Source organism: Paraflavisolibacter caeni, from assembly GCF_025628885.1.
GTDB classification, from domain to species: Bacteria; Bacteroidota; Bacteroidia; order Chitinophagales; family Chitinophagaceae; genus Flavisolibacter; species Flavisolibacter caeni.
Window position 1 is genome coordinate 211527 of the sequence record NZ_JAOTIF010000001.1, and the last position, 17816, is coordinate 229342.

Genomic DNA, 17816 nt, shown 5'->3' on the forward strand with positions numbered 1-17816 from the left:
TACTTTTTACATTTTATATTCTATATTCTCCATGTTTAGCGTTTTAGCTGGTACCTTATTCTTAGCAATCATCCATGCCCTCATTCCTAACCATTGGCTGCCGCTGGTTGCCGTCGCCCGTGCCGAGAAATGGAAGGCAAAAGACGTGACCAGCATTACTTTCCTGGCTGCTTTGGCACATGTACTGGGCACAGTAGCACTCGGGCTTGTACTTGGGTATATCGGCAATGAACTGGAGTCGGATTATGGACAAATCATTCATGTTACATCTTCAATCCTGCTTATAGTATTTGGTTTGATCTATTTTTCTGTAAATCTTCCACATCATCACCATAGCGGTCAGCAGGATGTAGCTGCATATAAAAGATCTAAAAGAAAATGGATTCTGATCTTTATTGTAATGATGTTTCTTTCTCCCTGCCTTGAAGTGGAGAGCCTTTTTCTAACTGCTGGCGTATATGGTATGGGGGTAGTTATGGGAATGGCAGTTGTATATGCAGTTGTGAGTATTTCAGGCATCTTGCTTCTGGTAAACCTGGGTTATAAAGGAGCCAACCTGTTAAGTGCAGAATTCATAGAGCATAATGAAAAACGCATAAGTGGTATCGTATTGATATTGGTGGGAATTGTAAGTTACTTTTTGCATTAAAAACAATGCCGCTCAACGAGCGGCATTGTTTTTAAGAAAAGAATTTCCTCGCTACTTCTATAGTCTCATTCAGATCATCATAAGTAAGAGCATTACTCAGGAACCAGCTTTCAAAAGCTGATGGCGGCAGGTAAATGCCATTACTGAGCATATGATGAAAGAATTTACTGAAAAGAGAATTGTCGGCAGCTGATGCTGTCGCAAAGTCAATGACGGGCTGCTCGCTAAAGTGTACACTCAGCATAGACCCAAGTTGGTTTATAACATAAGGAACACCGCTTTCACGAAGAACATTATCCAGCCCTGCCTTCAGGTAAATGGCTTTTTCATCCAGTTCCTGGTAAATAGATGGATGATTGTTGAGCTCAGTAAGCAAGTCATAGCCTGCTACCATAGCTAGGGGATTTCCACTCAATGTACCAGCCTGGTAAACATTACCCAATGGCGCAATGTGCTCCATGATGGCTCTTTTCCCACCAAAAGCTCCTACAGGCATGCCCGCCCCAATCACCTTTCCGTAAGTCACAAGGTCGGCATTTACTTGCAGGCGTTGCTGGGCACCACCCGGGGCAAGGCGAAAGCCGGTCATCACTTCATCAAAAATGAATACAATATCTTCCTGGGTGCAAAGTAGACGCAATCCCTCAAGGAAGCCTGGCTGAGGAAGAATACAACCCATATTGCCGGCAACCGGCTCAATAATGATGGCCGCAATTTGATTTTTATTTTCTTCAACCAGTTTTTGGACAGCATCCAGGTTATTGTAAGGGGCCGTTAATGTATCTGATGCAACACCGCCGGTAACTCCGGGAACAGTCTGAATATTAAAAGTCGCTACACCACTGCCAGCTTTTACCAGGAAGGAATCAGCATGACCATGGTAGCAACCTTCAAACTTGATGATCTTATTCCTCCCTGTATAGCCCCTGGCCAGGCGAATGGCACTCATACAGGCTTCAGTACCGCTGCTCACCATACGGATCAGGTCAATATTGGGAGCCATGCTTTTGACCAGTTCGGCCATTTCAATTTCCAATTCTGTAGGAGCGCCAAAAGAAGTGGAATATTGGACCTTTTCTTTAATGGCTTTCACCACCGAGTCATGGGCGTGGCCCAGGATCATCGGTCCCCATGAGTTGATATAATCTATATAGCGGTTGCCATCCTCATCATATAAATAAGCTCCTTTTGCTCTTTGTATAAAAATCGGCGTGCCGCCTACGCTTTTGAACGCTCTCACCGGCGAGTTCACACCGCCCGGTATGCTTTGCTTTGCTCGCTCAAATAATTCCTGGCTTTTTGAAATTTTCATAAATCAGTTGGTTGGGTTTATTATACTATCCAATTAAACGAACAGCATCTTTGGCAAAATAGGTGGCAATTAAATCAGCGCCTGCTCTTTTGATTGAGGTCAGGCTTTCTATAATGGCCTTTTCCTCATTCAGCCATCCCATTTTTGCAGCTGCCTTGATCATGGCGTACTCACCACTAACATGGTAGGCGCTTACAGGCACCGTCACTGCATTTTTTACCTCACGAATGATATCCAGGTACGCCATAGCAGGCTTTACCATTACAATATCCGCGCCTTCCTCTACATCCATTAAAGTCTCCTTGATGGCTTCAATGCGGTTGGCATAGTCCATCTGGTAAGTCTTCTTGTCTCCAAAGCCCGGGGCTGAATCCAGTGCATCACGGAATGGACCATAAAAACAAGAGGCGTACTTAGCGCTATAGGACATGATGCCGGTTTTGCTAAAACCACTTTGTTCCAGCGCATTACGAATAGCAGCGATGCGGCCATCCATCATATCGCTGGGAGCAACAATATCCGCTCCGGCCTGGGCATGACTCACGCTCATTTGTGCCAGAACCTCTACAGTGGGATCATTGACAATTTCACCATCTTTTACAATGCCATCATGACCATATGAGGAAAAGGGATCTAATGCCACATCCGTCATAACGATCATTTCTGGAACAGCATCCTTGATGGCTTTAATGCTGCGTTGCATCAATCCGTCAGGATTCACTGCCTCCGTACCTTCATTATCTTTCAGCTCATCTTTACATTTAATAAATAATAAAACGCTCTTAATACCCATACTCCAGAGTTCCTTTACTTCTTTCACAGTTAAGTCAACTGACCTGCGAAAGTAATTTGGCATGGAGGCGATTTCAGTAGTTACATTTTCACCTTCATCAATAAATAAAGGAGCTACAAAGTCGTTGGGAGTTAATATAGTTTCTGCTACCAGGCTTCTGATAGACGGGTTTGTCCTAAGTATTCTATTTCTTCTTTGTAAGTACATCTTGAATTTCTGATTTTGAGATATTGTGATTTTGAAATGGTATTCAGATGCCAAATTTCCTAATTCCTTTAATTGGGTACTGATTTATTTCACACCCAATCCCTGGGATGCAAGCACACCTGCAACAATTTATCTTCCTCGCTGCCTGCTTCAGGCTGGTAATTATAATACCAGCGCGCAGTCATTGGCAAACTCATTAAAATACTTTCTATCCTGCCATTGGTCTTCAAACCAAACAAAGTACCCCGGTCGTGGATCAGGTTGAACTCTACATAGCGCCCCCTCCTGATTTCCTGCCATTCCTTTTGCCTGGTTCCATAAGACGTTAACTTCCTTTTTTCTGCTATAGGCGCGTAAGCTGGTATAAAGGCATTTCCATTAGACTGCTGAAATTCAAATAATCGTTCAGCCTCCGTATCATTTTCCGGGCGTAGGTAATCATAAAATACGCCTCCAATGCCACGCCTTTCATTATTACGGTGCTTGTTCACAAAATACTCATCACACTGTTTTTTATATTTTGGATACAAATCTGCCCCGAATGGATCTATTGCATTCTTAAGTGTAGAATGAAAATGAACCGCATCCTCTTCCAATAAATAATAAGGAGTTAAGTCTGAACCGCCGCCAAACCAGCAGTCTATTTTATTATCTTTGGTATCGTACAATTCAAAATATCTCCAGTTAGCATGAACAGTGGGAACAAAGGGATTAACCGGGTGAATTACTAATGACAAACCACAGGCAAAAAAATGACTATCGGGTACTTTGAACGCCTGCTGCATTGCTTCAGGAAGTTTGCCAAATACGGCAGAGGTGTTGACACCCCCTTTTTCAAATACGGCCCCGTCAGTTATAATACGGGTGATTCCACCACCGCCTTCTTCACGTATCCATTGATCTTCTTCAAATTTCGCTTTCCCATCTACTTTTTCAAGTGCAGTACAAATTGAGTTTTGCAACTGCAAAATATATTGATGAAAACGGTCTTTAAGTAAACTCTTTTCTGTTGAATTCATATTTATGATTGCTTGAGAAAATCTAATAGTGGCTTGATAAAGGCACTGAAATTTTCAATATGAGGCAGATGACCAATATGATCAATCTCCACAAGCCTTGAATTTTTAATACGTTCGTGTGTTTTCTTTCCTAGTTCCGGGTAGTTGCCCATTGTTTTCCTGACTTCTTCAGAAACCAGGTTTTTACCCAAAGCAGTACGGTCTCGCTGGCCAATAATGAGTAGGGTAGGAGCCGTGATCCGGTCCAGCTCATATACAACGGGCTGATTGATGATCATATCTGTTGTAAGTGCTGCATTCCATGCAATGATAGGATATTGCGGGTTGAGTGTCCACCCGGCCAGCATGTTTACCCACTTTTCATATTGTGGTTTCCAGTTGCCTCCATAATAATTTTCGGTTTGATAGGCTTTTATCTTTTCAAAGCTTTGCTTCAGCTCTCCTTGGTAAACCATATCAACTGATTGGTAGGGGACCTTTGTTTTATAATCCTCAAGTCCTATAGGATTTTCAAGGATCAACTTTTCCACCATGTCCGGGAACATCAATGTAAACCTTACTGCCAGCATGCCGCCCATTGAATGACCGAGCACATTCACTTTTCTTACTTGTAGACTATCCAATAGTTTTTTGGTATTGTCAGCTAAAAGAGCAAAGGAATATTGCAACATGGCAGGCTTGGATGATTTTCCAAATCCTATCTGGTCCGGCATGATCACGCGGTACCCGTTGGCCAAAAGTGCTTTTGCCGTGCTGTCCCAATAAGCGCCGGAAAAGTTCTTACCGTGAAAAAGCAAAACTGTCTGCCCATTCGGCTGTGCTGGTTGCACATCCATATAGGCCATCTTTAAATTTTGCTTTTGAATATGTAAATGAATATAGTGTACAGGGAAGGGATAAGAGAAGTTTTCCAGTTCCAATCCTAACGGGCGTAGCTGTGCAAACGTGCTGATCCCTAAAAACAAGCCTGCAAATAATATAGCCAGACACCTCTTCATAATTATTCCTTCCATTCCTTCACCGCTTCCACAAATGCCTTGGCGTGATCAACAGGAACATTAGGCGTAATGCCGTGACCTAAATTGGCAATATAGGCTTGTGCGCCAAAGCCATCGATCATCTCCTTGACAGCTTTCTTGATTACAGGGATAGGCGCTAGTAGTTTAGCAGGATCGAAATTACCTTGTAAGGTGATCCTTTTGCCCGTCATTTCCCTTGCCATCTGGGGAGTCACCGACCAGTCCAGGCCAATGCCCGATGCGCTACTTTCGCTCAGGTCTTTTAAAGCATACCAGCTGCCTTTCGGAAATAAGATCACAGGCGCATGGTCTTTTACAGCATCTGCAATTTGCAGCAGGTAAGGTTGTGCAAATGTTTTAAAATCTTCAGGACTAAGCGATCCTGCCCAACTATCAAATACCTGCACGGTATCTGCACCGGCTTTTACCTGTGCTTGCAGATAACTAATAGTAGCATCAGTAATTTTTTGAAGCAGTTGGTGTGCTAGCTCAGGTTCGGTAAACGCAAATTGTTTGGCTTTCTCCCATGTTTTGCTGCCCTTACCCTCGATCATATAACAGAGAATTGTCCAAGGAGCGCCGGCAAAACCAATTAGTGGCACTCGCCCGTTCAATTCTTTCTTGGTGAGTGAAAGAGCATCCATCACATAATGTAAACGATCTGCTGCTCCATCAACCTGCAACTCATTAATATCCTTTTGGGTTTTAATGGTTTTAGGCAACACTGGACCTTTACCTTCTTCAAGCAATACCTCTACACCTAATGCTTGTGGAATTACCAGGATATCAGAAAAAATGATAGCTGCATCTACACCTACCTGGTCCACAGGTTGAAGGGTAATCTCTGTTGCTAGTTCAGGCGTCTGCACACGCGTAAAGAAATCATATTGATTCCTCAATTTGATATAATCAGGTAAGTAACGGCCAGCCTGGCGCATCATCCAAACAGGAGGGCGTTCTACTTTTTCTTTCCTTAGCGCACGAAGCAGTAAATCATTTTTTAAATTGCTCATTGGTAATTTTTTTCTCCTTCAAAGACTTTAAACCATTGAAGGATCTATAGTGGAATTATTGATCGATTTTCTAAAAACGGAAATAAGCCAGCATTTTCTTCACCAAATCCTCTTTACCAGGGGTATCGGCAGAAACAATGCTGTCGCAGCCTTTTGCCTTTAAAGCAGAGGCGGTTGTACTGCCAATCGCAAATGCCACACCACACGAAGCCGGTTGGTTATATGAAAAAAAACTGTTTACAGCACTAGGACTAAAAAATAGAACACCGTCATACTTTTTAGAAACAGGCTTTGCTGTCTCAATGGTGCGATAAACAACCATTTCTTTAATACTGATCCCCTGCTCTTTTAATTTTAAAGGCAACTCTTCTCTTCTTTGTTCGCCACAAAAGAACACAACTTCTTTTACACCTCTATATATAATTACATCCGCAAGAGCGGAAGCATTTTCTGCTGTTCCCTTTACTTTACCAGTACCCCATACACTTTCTATAAGCTGACGTGTTGTATTGCCTATAGAGTATATTTCCCAGTTTATCTCTGTTCCTGTATGGTCTTTGATCGCTTCAACTGCATTCATACTGGTAATGACCACTGTTAAGGGGGTGCGTGCCAGTTCTTTGATCAAAAGCTGCTGGTCCTGCGAAACAATAGGCTGGGTTTCAATAAATGACTGGCATTCTATGGAAACTCCCATTAATGCAGCTTCCTTTATAAGTTGTGCATCCAGTGGGCGGGTACTCAATATGTTCAGATTATTTCTTGGCATTGCGGATATCCTGGACAATTTTGGCACCAGATGGTTCACTGAGCAGCTCATTTGCTGCCAAAATTCCCAAAGTGCCAGCATCAGAAGTAGCACATGCTTTTTCTATTTCTACTTTCTGCTTACCGTCTGGACTGATGATATTTCCTTTGAACGTGACTGAACCATTGCTGGTTGTAGCAAGGGCGCTGATAGGTGTGGAACAGCCTCCCATAAGAGTCCTTAAGAAATCGCGCTCGATTTTAGCACATAAAGCAGTCGCCTCATCGTTGAAAGGCTGGCAGGCTTCAAATGAAAATGAATCGTCTTCACGGCAAACAACCATGATGGCGCCCTGGGCCGGAGCTGGTAGCATCCAGTCAAGGTCTACAGAGTTTTGCGGCCGCAATTCTATACGTTCAACTCCTGCGGCCGCAAATACAGCTCCGTTCCAGTTACTTTCCGCAACTTTTCGCAGACGGGTATTTACATTACCACGGAGGTTTTCAATCCTGTGGCCCGGATATCGGTTGAGCCATTGGGCTATACGTCTAATAGAGGACGTTCCGATAGTGAATGGTAAATCGTCACTAGTCAATGCGCTATTAGTTGGAGACGCACTATTCATCATGGACCATTTACCATTCGCATAACCTAGCCTTTCCAGGTCAGCGGGGTCTTTATAAACAAATATATCTTTATAGGAAGCTCTTTTAAGCACAGAGGCCTGGCGAATACCTTTGGCAAGTTGTGTTGGCACGTCCTTCATGGAGTGTACAGCAATATCAACACGGTCGTTGAGCAGGGCTGCGTCAAGGGTTTTGGTGAAAACACCCTGAACGCCTAATTCATAAAGAGGTGTAACAGTGTCAATATCCCCTTCGCTTTTGATGAAAACCAGTTCTGAAGACACTCCGGCATTCTTTAAAAGCGTTTGCACCAATGTAGCTTGCCATACAGCCAACTGGCTTTCTCTTGTTCCAATACGTAAAATCTTCATTATGTATGTACGGCACCAATGGCCATAAAGTTGTTGATAGCTTCAAAGTAGTGACAGGCGCCTTGGTTCTGCACGCGAATTTTAGAAGCCATTTCGTTAATGATTCTTTGAATACGGATATCTGCTTCTTTACTGCAGCAAATGGAGGCCGCTTCAAATTGTGGATGTTTGTGAATTTCTTTCAGCTTCAGTTTCGCTGTTTTCAACAGGGGAACGTGGCGGCGCATTTCGTGCCAATCCTTGAACTCCATCATTAATTCAGAGATGATCGCTTTCGCTTTAGGTACTTCGGCTTCCCGTTTACGCAGCGTTTCATCCTTCAGCCTTGAGAGTTCATCCACATTTACCAGTTGAACATTGGGAAGGAGTTGAGCGGCTTCTTCTACATTATAAGGAATAGAAAGATCGATGATCAGTTTTTGACCACAGTCTTTTACATGTTGATGTAATATGGTGGGTTCTGAAGAGTTGGTAGCAACCAAAATGATATCAGCTTTTTTAATTTCTTCTTCAAGTGCCTCGATCGGCGCATGCTTCAGACCTAATTCTGTGGCTAGTTCCTGTGCTTTTTCTTCAGTACGGTTGATCAGTGTAATATTTTTGGTTTCCAGGTAGTCTACCAGGTTCTTGCAGGTATTACGGCCAATTTTGCCTACACCCAGCAAGAGTATATTTTTCTTACGGATATTTTTTACGTTGCTTCTGATGTACTGAACTGCGGCAAAGGAAACCGAAACCGTACCGCCACTTAACTCTGTATTATTTTTAATAAGCTTGGAAGATTGTAAAACCGAATTAACCAAACGCTCTGTAAATGCACCAATAAAGCCATGTTCTTTGGCAAACTTTGCTGCGATCTTCATCTGGCCCACAATTTCATAATCTCCAAGTATCTGTGAGTCCAGGCCTGCTCCTACATTGAAAAGGTGTTCAATAGCTTCAGCGCCATTTTTGATGTAAGCCATTTTATGGAAAGTATCCGCATCGCCGGCAGTTTGTGAGCACAATACATCTATCAACTGGTTGCTGTTGTAAGCAAAGCCGTAAATCTCAGTGCGGTTGCAGGTGGATAGAATGAAAAGTTCATTTAACCCTTTAGTGCTGGCCAATTCTAAAACTTGGGCATATTGCTCGTTGCCAATTGCAAATTGGCCCCTCACAGAAGCGTCAGATTTCTTGTAATTGATTCCTGCTATAAAAAAATTAGATATGTTCTTGTGATAATTGGTTTCCATTCAGTATAAATAGATCAGAATCGTACTGCAAAAGTACCCCTAGGGTCTCGTAAGAGTGAAAAAGTTCTGTCATTGCTGTGTCATTTAAGTGACTGACTTTTGTCATATTGGAAATTGATTTGGATCGATTCAACCACTTTCGATACACAGTTGGCGCTGCCTATTTACATTTGCTCTCTCAAATTTCTGTCATGAAGCGAGCTGTAGTTTTAATGAATCTGGGTTCACCGGATTCTACTGAAGTGAAAGATGTAAAAAGATATCTTGATGAATTTTTAATGGACGAAAGGGTAATTGATAAACCTTGGTTGCTGCGGGCTTTATTGGTGAAAGGAATCATTATTCCTTCTCGCGCGCCAAAATCAGCCGAAGCCTATAAATCTATCTGGACTGATAAAGGATCTCCATTGATTGTGATCAGCAAAGATTTGAGAAACGCATTGGCTAAAGAAATTGAGGAACCAGTAGTGATTGCAATGCGTTATGGCAATCCTTCTCCTAAAGCTGCTTTCGATGAACTACTGGTAAAAAATCCCGACCTGGAAGAAGTGATCCTGGTACCTTTATATCCCCACTACGCAATGAGCAGTTACGAAACGGCTGTCGAATATGCTAAAGAGCAGTATAAGAAGGGTGGCTATAAATTCAGGCTCACTACAATTAAACCTTATTACGATCATCCTGATTATATAAATGCACTTTGCGAAAGCATCCGGCCTTACCTGGATCAGCCTTTCGATCAAATATTATTTTCTTACCATGGTGTGCCGGAGCGGCATATATATAAAGGAGATATTACCGGAAAGCATTGCCTCAAAGTAGAAAATTGTTGCGATACACCCTCGCCCGCACATGAATATTGTTACCGCCATCAGTGCTGGCAAACAACCAAAATAGTGACAGAGCGTCTGCAAATCCCTAAAGAGAAATGGGGCTTTTCATTCCAGTCACGCCTTGGCCGCGATCCCTGGCTGCAACCCTATACAGCTGCACGCCTGGAAGCATTACCTAAAGAAGGTGTGAAAAGAGTATTAGTAGTATGCCCCGCCTTCGTGAGCGACTGCTTGGAAACTTTGGAAGAAATAGCCGAAGAAGGCAAAGAAACCTTTTTACATGCCGGAGGTGAAAGCTTCGAAATGATCCCCTGCCTGAATGTCCACCCACTCTGGGTCAGCGCCCTGGCAAAGTGGATTAAAGAATACGCACAGGGAAACAAAGAGATGGTGTTGAAATAAAATAGAAAGAATTATTAAATATTACTAATTATTGATTTACTGATCATTCACCACCATGTATCTCTATATTAAAGCACTACACATTATTTTCGTCGTCACCTGGTTTGCCGGGATATTTTATATTGTTCGCCTGTTTATTTATAATACCGAAGCGCAGGAAAAGAATGAACCAGAACGATCTATCCTTCAAAAACAGTTTTCCATTATGATCCAACGTTTGTGGTTGGGCATCACCTGGCCATCAGCCATATTGACTCTCGTTTTTGGACCATGGGTGTGGATCATGTTAGGCTTTATCCCTGAATGGTTGTTGGTAAAACTGGCTTTTGTACTTGGCCTGTATATTTACCACTTCACCCTCCATACCATTTACAAACAGCAAGCAAAAGGAATTTTCAAATACACTTCCCAACAACTCCGTATCTGGAATGAAGTTGCAACCATATTCCTCATCGCCATTGTCATGCTGGCAACTGTAAAACAAAGCATTAGCCTTGTGTGGGGGCTCGTAGGACTGGTTGGCTTCATTATAGTTTTAATGAGTGCAATTAAGATCTATAAACAGATCAGAAATAAAGAAACTACTCATAGCCATGGCCAATAAAAAGGGATGCCAAACAACTTGGCATCCCTTTTTATTGCAGCAATAATGTAAGCATGCATATTACATAGGCTTTTTCTCATTAGACTTCGCCTGGCCATTATTATAAGCGCCCTTATTATTGGCTCCCTTTAAGTACTTGTCCAAAAACGTCAATATCTGCCCATAGCCTTTGATCTCATTTTCTTTCTTTACAAATCCATGTCCTTCATCAGGAAATACAATATATTCAACCGGCACTTTGTTCTTCCGCACCTTCGCTACTATTTCATCGCTTTCAATTTGAAGTACCCGCGGATCATTGGCTCCTTGCAATACAAGCAATGGCTTTTTGATATTGGATGCATGGAGTAATGGTGAATACTGTTTCAATCGGACTGTATCAGCCGTGTTGGGATCGCCTATTTCTTCATACAAAGCTTTTTTGAACGATTCCCAGTAAGGAGGTATTTCTTTTAAAGTACGTAGCCAGTTCGCTACACCAAAAAGGTCAACGCCAGTTACAAATTCGTCAGGGTGAAAAGTCAAAGCTGCCAGCGTCATATAACCGCCATATGAGCCTCCCATGATACCGATCTTGTTGGCATCAATATAGGGTAGGGAGGCAAGATACTTTTTACCCCAAACTACATCTTTCAGGTCTTTATCACCATGGTTTCGGTTATCCATTTTGAAGAATGTTTTTCCATAGCCGCTGCTGCCCCTGTTGTTAACATCCAACACCGCATAACCATGGTTTACAAGGAATTGTATCAGGGAAAAGTATCCGATCCTGGCCTGGCCACCTGGACCACCATGCACCATAACAATAGCCGGAACTTTAGAACTGGAACTAGCCTGGTGTGGCTTGTAAAAAATGGCCGGTATTTCCAGTTCGTCAAATGATGTATAATGCACTACCTCCGCATTCACAAGGTCGTCAGGGTTGATTTCTGGGTTCAATGAATTGGTAAGTCTCTTTAATTCCTTTGTGCCGAAATCATATACATATAAATTATTGGGAGACTTAGAATCGCCAATGGTGAGGCGCATTTTATTTTCACTTTGGGAAATATTCACAGACTTGATGTCGCCACCGGTTACTTTAGGAAATTCTACTTCTTTACCGGTCTTATGATCAAACAGGTAAAGTTTATTGCGGCCATCTTCATTAACACCAATTACACGGTATTTTTCATTAAAAGATGTGTACATGTACATAACATCCCACTTAGATTCAAAGACCTTTTCCCTTTGTCCTGAAGCAATATCATACCGCACCACATATTGAAATTCATTATCTGCATCGGTAATATAATATAGCGATTGATTATCCATGGAAAACTGTGCGGGGGAGTTGTTGCTTTCTTTGTCGTCACTATTCAGTTTCGTCATTTGCTTTGTCTGCTGGTCGTAAAGAAATAAGTTGGAAAAAGTAGTGGTGACAGGCTGTACTAGTGCCAGGTAGCGTTCATTATCAGAAATGCCACTCACATCAAAGCCCTTTTCATTTTGATAAATAAGCGTTGGCGTCCAGGTAGCTACATCCATCTTATAGAAGTCAAAAAACTTGGGGTCTCTTTTGTTGGATAAGTAATAAAGCCATTTACGATCGCGGCTCCAACCTCCAAAAAAAGCTTTTTCTTTCTCACCGGGTGTGAGATCTTTGACTGTACCGTCGCTTTTGAGTAGATAAAGATGGTCGTTTTCATTGCCCCCTTTATCTGCACTATAAATAATATCATTCGTGCCCGGTACATAGTCATTTACAAAAACAGATTCCTTGGTTGATTTCGTTAATACCTTTTTCTCGCCCGTGGCAATATTGATTTCATATGCATTGTAAATACCGCTTTCATTGCTGTTTACAAGTAGCTTTTGGTCATCAGTCGAAAAAGCTCCGCCACCATAATTTGTATTCTTATAAAACTGTTCAATGGTATATTGCTTTACCGGGCGGGATTTGGCAGTTTTGGTCTGTGTAAATCCCGGTAAGCATAACAATAAGACAGCGATCGCAAGTAATGGTTTCATATCATTAAAGTTTATATAAGGGAAAAGTGTGAAGATTCAGGGAAGCACCAGCAACATTAAAGAGAGGGATTGGTTTGAAAACCTCCTCATTGTAAGCTGGTAGTGTAGTTTTTAACTAGGAAAAGGATGGCTTCGGCATTTTCAATTGGTAATTGAATTGTACAAACAAGTTAAAGAATTAAAATAAAAAAATGTAACCGTTCATCCTAATGTTAGAATCTAAATGAGTATTTAGGAGAATTAAAGGATTAAGGTATTCTCAGCCTTATTCGGACTAGGGGGCAGTTGGGGTTTGGTAGAATCTTTTATTGTCTTTCTAAAAAAACTTTTGGTTTTTCCGGTTCTCTTTATATATTAGCGGTGTACTATTGTAGTAATACACCAAAACACTAAATATGATTCGACTACATGATCTTCACTTTAGCTACAAAAAGAAGCAAGTATTTAATGGACTTTACCTCGATTTTTCGCCCGGTCACATTTATGGCTTGCTGGGGAAAAATGGGGCTGGCAAGTCTACCCTCCTGCGCATCATTGCAGGATTATTGTATCCGCAAAATGGCAAGATAACGGTTGATACAAACATACCTGTACAGAGACTGCCCAGCTTCCTGCAGGATGTTTTCCTATTGCCGGAAGAATTTCACCTGCCCGATATGCCGATCCGTAAATTTTTAAAGCATCATGCGCCGTTTTATTCCCGGTTCAGCCATGAGCAGTTCGAGAAGTATTGCGCAGATTTCGACGTTCCGCAGGGGAGTACTTTACAGGGTATGAGCTATGGACAAAAAAAGAAGGTGATGATTGCTTTCGCTCTTGCTACCAATGCCCGTTATGTATTGATGGACGAGCCATCAAATGGCCTGGATATTATGAGCAAAAGCCGTTTCCGCAAAGTGCTGGCAGAGGCCTTGGACGAAGAACGTTGCATGATTATCTCCACTCACCAGGTAAAGGATCTGGAAAACCTTATTGACCGCATTACGATTATTGATGAGGGGAAAATATTGTTTGACAAGGACATAGAGGAAATTTCCAAAAAACTGTCCTTCCATGTTTCATTTGATGAAAGCGAAACAAGGGAAGCTTTTTATGTAGAGCCTTCTCTTCGTGGAAATGCCATGGTCAGCCGCAATGAAAGCGGGGAAGAAAGCAAGCTCGACCTCGAACTCCTTTACAAGGCCATTATGGTCAACGGCGACATGATCAAAGATGTTTTTAATCCTTTAAACCAACTTCATGAATCAGGTATTTAATTTTCAGCGCTTCGCTTTATTGGTTAGTAAACACTGGGTTGACAATAAAAAACGGTATTCATTATCCATCATTGCCTTTATCGGGCTGCTATTTTTATGGTTTGTGTATCAAATGCTGTTTGAAGAGAAGAGGTATCATAATTTCGGGGCCGACTTTCAGGTACGGACCTATTTCATCAGCCTGCTTTTGGCGGGTTCTATTTATGCCAGTCAGTTCTTCAGCGAATTGGGGTCTAGGTCTAGAGGTATCAATTACCTCTTGATGCCTGCATCGGTATTGGAAAAGTTGTTGTGCGGCCTCTTGTTCGGAATTGTTCTCTATTTTGTTGTGTTCACCCTGTCCTTTTATTTTGTGAATACGACCATGAACTTTCTTGCCAATATATTCAATGCCAATAATTTTGAATCATTAGGCTTAAATTATACCCCATCAAAAGTAATTAATGTTTTTGTGCGGGATCATGATCCTCTCAATGAAGCATCTTTGTTCATACGAGCCTTCCTGGTCATACAATCGGCTTTCCTGTTGGGTACAGTTTATTTTAGGAGATACAGCTTTCTTAAAACAGCCATTGCTTTGGTCCTTATATATTTTTTCTTTCTTTCAGGGGGAGCGTATTTCAGTGAGCACATCCTAAGTGGCCGTTTTTCAGTTGATATGCAGGTATATCATCTTTACACAGGTGGCATAGATGAGATACCACTGCCTCCAGGTGGCGCAAATGAGGTACGACTACCTGTATGGCATTCAACAATGTATCTATCTTTTTTCAGATATACTGTGCCTCCCATTTTATGGTGCGCCACTTATTTCAGTCTTAAAGAAAAAGAAATTTAAGTCTTTCCCTTCATTTAAAATCACAATTATGCAATTCAGGGAATCTGGTTCTATATACTTACAAATTGCAGATTATGTCTGTGAGAAGATCCTGTTGCAGCAATGGATGGTGGAAGAACGCATTCCTTCTGTGCGTGAGTTGGCCATGCAACTGGAGGTCAATCCCAATACAGTAATGCGCACTTACGATTTTTTGCAACAGCAGGAAATTATTTACAACCAACGGGGGATCGGTCTTTTTGTTTCATCCAACGCGGTACAGCAAGCGCTTCAATACCGTAAAAAAGAATTCATGCAAAAAGAACTGCCGCTATTGTTCAGAAACCTCTACTTGCTGAACATGAATATAGAAGAATTAAAACAGGAATATGAGAACTATGTGTTACAAAACTTCTCATGAATTATTAATCTCATTAAATCTAAAAAGTTTTCCTAATGAAAACAAGTAATAAGATTCTGCTTGGAGCTTTTATAACTGCCTTGCTCCTTTGGGGTGGCCTGTACGCTGCCGTATACATCAAATACAAAACCGGAGATTTTAATTTAGAATATTCAAAAGAATGGGATAAAAGGGTATTTCAACTTCATAATGTTGATTACGTGTTTTTGGAGAATGTCGTCCATATTTCCCTTTATAGCTCAGACTCGGCAAGTTTACAACTCGCAAAAAGAAAAGACGAAAATTTTAAAGTCAAATTTGTACAGAGAGGAGATAGTTTATTTATTTCTGCCCCTGCACATAGTAACGAGTTCGAGGGAATAGTTCAATTGCATATAAACCCAAATGCCAGGGTAAGGGCTACGAATTCAGGCCTGTCCCTTAACTACGATAATGACAGTACTTTTATTCCATCGTTTTTCCTGGAGTTAGACAGTTCCAGTGTTTATGCCCGTCCCCATTCTGCCCAGGGAAAGGTCTACTATAATCGTTTACAAATCACAGCCAGAAATAATTCAGAGATCTCGTTGAGTGAAGTTGAAGCCTCTGGGGCTGAAATTTCGCTGGAGAACTCCCGGCTGAATCTGCATAATTGTACGATTGGCCATTTGGATTTGAAGAATGACCGGTCTTCACAGGTGTCCTTTTCAGGCAGCAGTATCTCCAGGCAACAGAAATGATGTGGTTTATATTTAATTGTATCTCTAATCAACTATAACCTATACTGGCATAAAAATTTATCCTTGTTTTCAAAAAATACTATGGAAAATAATAAAGACCGTCTGAAGGAACAAGATGCACCTCTGAAAAATACAGATCGCGCATTCGTAAAAGTAAATCGCGATGGCACTCCGGGATTGCCTCAAACTGCAGAAAATAATGATGATCGCAAGCAGAAAGAAGCTGACTTGGAACAACAGCGAAAAGAGGCATTAACCGAGAGAGATTAAGGTTCGGTTAAACATAAAATGATCCTCTGGTTGTTGCTTCATCATCTCATTTTAAATAATAAAAAGGTGTTTTTCATAGGCTTCTTCCTAAATCAACACTTGACACACTTCATTATTGGGTCTTGAATTTTTTAGGGCAGAATCAGTGAAACGGGCCTTTATCTGGCTTGTCCAAACTGGCTTATTTGAATCAACTGTGCAAATAAGAATTACTAGATCGCTTTTTTTATTGATCTCAATTAATTCATTGCCAAATTAATCAATGTTTATAGCAATGTCAATATGAGCCTACATCTCAATGCACTATCATTGATTGTAACAACAAGACATTGTTTTCAAAGCGCTTAACCTTACTCCATTTGGTAAAATCTTACCAACATAATGTAATATATACCTGAGGATCAAGCTGATTGACTGCCTTGAAGTACTTTAGGTTTCAAATCTTGCTTTATATGAGAAAATATGCAAAGAAGCCCGGCTTGATCTGTACAGTTTTATTGTTGGCAACTACGATGTCCTTTTCTGCCCATGCACAAACACAGGCCGCGGCCATCTCTACAATGAGTGCTGAAGCCAAAGCAAAGTCAGATGTGGATCAGGAAAAGAAAGCTGCAGAGTGGGTGTCTTCCCTCAACCTGAACGATGTTTCAAAAGAAGACCGCCTGAAGACACTGATTGCGACTCATTTAAAAACCATCCGCGACTGGCACAACGAACATCTTATTACAACTGTTCCCGCTGGTATTAATCCAGTGACAGGTAAACGTCTGAGCGAATTGGATAGGCAGATCATCGCAAATTCAGCCATGCCTCAATCTGTTCACCAGGACCTGATGGCTGGTCTGCGCAAAGACCTCTCCGAAGAGCAGGTAGAAGTTATTCTTGATAAATACACCGTCGGCAAAGTGGCTTTCACATTGAAGGGCTATCAGGCTATTGTGCCAAACATGACGCCTGAAGAAGAGGCTTTTGTTTTGACTAACCTGAAACTGGCTCGCGAACAAGCAATTGACTTCAAAAACATGAATCAGATTTCAGCCATCTTTGAAATCTATAAAACCCAGTGCGAGCAGTATTTCAACACACACGGCCGTAATTGGAGAGAAATGTATAAAGCTTATACAGATGCTGTAAAAGCCAAAAAGGCCGCCGAAAAAGCTGCCGCTAAACCGGCTCAATAGCACATCTAATAATTATTGTATAAAAGTTTACGAACAGGCTGCTCTTATATTACAAAGCAGCCTTTTTGTTAATCCCTAAAACTCCTTCACAACCCCAAACCTCAAAATCCCGAAATCCGAAATCCCACCTCCGAAATCCCCTCTATCATCTACCCTCTATCATCTTTTCTACCCCATTCGTCATTCCAAGCCTATACCTTATAGTAATCTTATAGAAAACTTACAGTAAAGTTATAGTAAACTTATAGTAGAGTTATAGTAAACATCCTCCGTACATACTCCCTAGATACTCCATATATACTCCGTATCCA

At 41.5% G+C, this 17816-nt stretch carries 18 protein-coding genes; 9 read left to right on the top strand and 9 right to left on the bottom strand.

Translation table 11 applies throughout. The annotated features are described in order from the left end of the window. The first annotated feature begins 31 nt into the window (after positions 1–31). Entirely contained in the window at positions 32–649 is a 618-nt protein-coding gene (locus tag OCK74_RS00915; RefSeq protein WP_279295093.1) for a hypothetical protein, read from the top strand. A gap of 31 nt (positions 650–680) precedes the next feature. Here OCK74_RS00915 and hemL read toward each other — a convergent pair whose 3' ends face one another. The 8 genes from hemL to hemA all read right to left on the bottom strand — a co-directional run bounded on the left by hemL (position 681) and on the right by hemA (position 8992). Next, positions 681–1961, bottom strand: a complete 1281-nt coding sequence (gene hemL, locus OCK74_RS00920) for a glutamate-1-semialdehyde 2,1-aminomutase (RefSeq protein WP_279295094.1) — start codon at positions 1959–1961, stop codon at positions 681–683. Between the two features lie 25 nt (positions 1962–1986). After that, positions 1987–2961: a porphobilinogen synthase gene (gene hemB, locus OCK74_RS00925; protein ID WP_279295095.1), complete on the bottom strand. Its 975-nt coding sequence runs from the start codon at positions 2959–2961 to the stop codon at positions 1987–1989. Between the two features lie 89 nt (positions 2962–3050). Beyond that, entirely contained in the window at positions 3051–3980 is a 930-nt protein-coding gene (hemF, locus tag OCK74_RS00930; protein WP_279295096.1) for an oxygen-dependent coproporphyrinogen oxidase, read from the bottom strand. Positions 3981–3982: 2 nt separating this feature from the next. Further along, positions 3983–4978 (bottom strand): alpha/beta fold hydrolase, encoded by a 996-nt coding sequence (locus OCK74_RS00935; protein ID WP_279295097.1) that lies wholly within the window; start codon positions 4976–4978, stop codon positions 3983–3985. A gap of 2 nt (positions 4979–4980) precedes the next feature. Then, the gene (gene hemE, locus OCK74_RS00940) at positions 4981–6012 is read right to left on the bottom strand and encodes a uroporphyrinogen decarboxylase (protein ID WP_279295098.1); all 1032 of its coding nucleotides are present in this window, start codon (positions 6010–6012) and stop codon (positions 4981–4983) included. A 70-nt stretch (positions 6013–6082) separates the two neighbouring features. Then, on the bottom strand, positions 6083–6757 hold the full coding sequence (locus OCK74_RS00945) for a uroporphyrinogen-III synthase (protein ID WP_279295099.1): 675 nt from the start codon (positions 6755–6757) through the stop codon (positions 6083–6085). Positions 6758–6767: 10 nt separating this feature from the next. Next, positions 6768–7757 (bottom strand): hydroxymethylbilane synthase, encoded by a 990-nt coding sequence (locus OCK74_RS00950; protein ID WP_279295100.1) that lies wholly within the window; start codon positions 7755–7757, stop codon positions 6768–6770. Further along, entirely contained in the window at positions 7757–8992 is a 1236-nt protein-coding gene (gene hemA / locus OCK74_RS00955; protein ID WP_279295101.1) for a glutamyl-tRNA reductase, read from the bottom strand. Before hemA ends, OCK74_RS00950 begins: the two co-directional genes overlap by 1 nt. 191 nt (positions 8993–9183) lie before the next feature. Here hemA and hemH point away from each other — a divergent pair, with 191 nt between their 5' ends. After that, the gene (hemH, locus tag OCK74_RS00960) at positions 9184–10227 is read left to right on the top strand and encodes a ferrochelatase (RefSeq protein ID WP_279295102.1); all 1044 of its coding nucleotides are present in this window, start codon (positions 9184–9186) and stop codon (positions 10225–10227) included. Positions 10228–10282: 55 nt separating this feature from the next. Beyond that, the gene (locus tag OCK74_RS00965; RefSeq protein ID WP_279295103.1) at positions 10283–10831 is read left to right on the top strand and encodes a CopD family protein; all 549 of its coding nucleotides are present in this window, start codon (positions 10283–10285) and stop codon (positions 10829–10831) included. Between the two features lie 60 nt (positions 10832–10891). Here OCK74_RS00965 and OCK74_RS00970 read toward each other — a convergent pair whose 3' ends face one another. Beyond that, a complete protein-coding gene (locus OCK74_RS00970) occupies positions 10892–12841 on the bottom strand; it encodes a S9 family peptidase (RefSeq protein ID WP_279295104.1) in 1950 nt (649 codons plus the stop codon). 395 nt (positions 12842–13236) lie between these two features. On the opposite strand from OCK74_RS00970, the gene OCK74_RS00975 reads away from it, so the two are divergent. The 6 genes from OCK74_RS00975 to OCK74_RS01000 all read left to right on the top strand — a co-directional run bounded on the left by OCK74_RS00975 (position 13237) and on the right by OCK74_RS01000 (position 17505). Next, a complete protein-coding gene (locus tag OCK74_RS00975) occupies positions 13237–14097 on the top strand; it encodes an ABC transporter ATP-binding protein (RefSeq protein WP_279295105.1) in 861 nt (286 codons plus the stop codon). Beyond that, positions 14081–14935, top strand: a complete 855-nt coding sequence (locus OCK74_RS00980) for a hypothetical protein (RefSeq protein WP_279295106.1) — start codon at positions 14081–14083, stop codon at positions 14933–14935. Before OCK74_RS00975 ends, OCK74_RS00980 begins: the two co-directional genes overlap by 17 nt. Before the next feature lie 28 nt (positions 14936–14963). Beyond that, positions 14964–15335, top strand: coding sequence for a GntR family transcriptional regulator (locus OCK74_RS00985; RefSeq protein WP_279295107.1), 372 nt, complete (start codon positions 14964–14966; stop codon positions 15333–15335). 35 nt (positions 15336–15370) lie between these two features. Next, on the top strand, positions 15371–16054 hold the full coding sequence (locus OCK74_RS00990; RefSeq protein ID WP_279295108.1) for a hypothetical protein: 684 nt from the start codon (positions 15371–15373) through the stop codon (positions 16052–16054). Positions 16055–16135: 81 nt separating this feature from the next. Beyond that, positions 16136–16324 carry a hypothetical protein gene (locus tag OCK74_RS00995; protein ID WP_279295109.1) on the top strand — a complete coding sequence of 63 codons (189 nt, stop codon included), beginning with the start codon at positions 16136–16138 and terminating at the stop codon, positions 16322–16324. 452 nt (positions 16325–16776) lie between these two features. Beyond that, complete coding sequence (locus OCK74_RS01000) at positions 16777–17505, top strand: DUF3826 domain-containing protein (protein WP_279295110.1); 729 nt, start codon at positions 16777–16779, stop codon at positions 17503–17505. Positions 17506–17816: the final 311 nt, after the last annotated feature.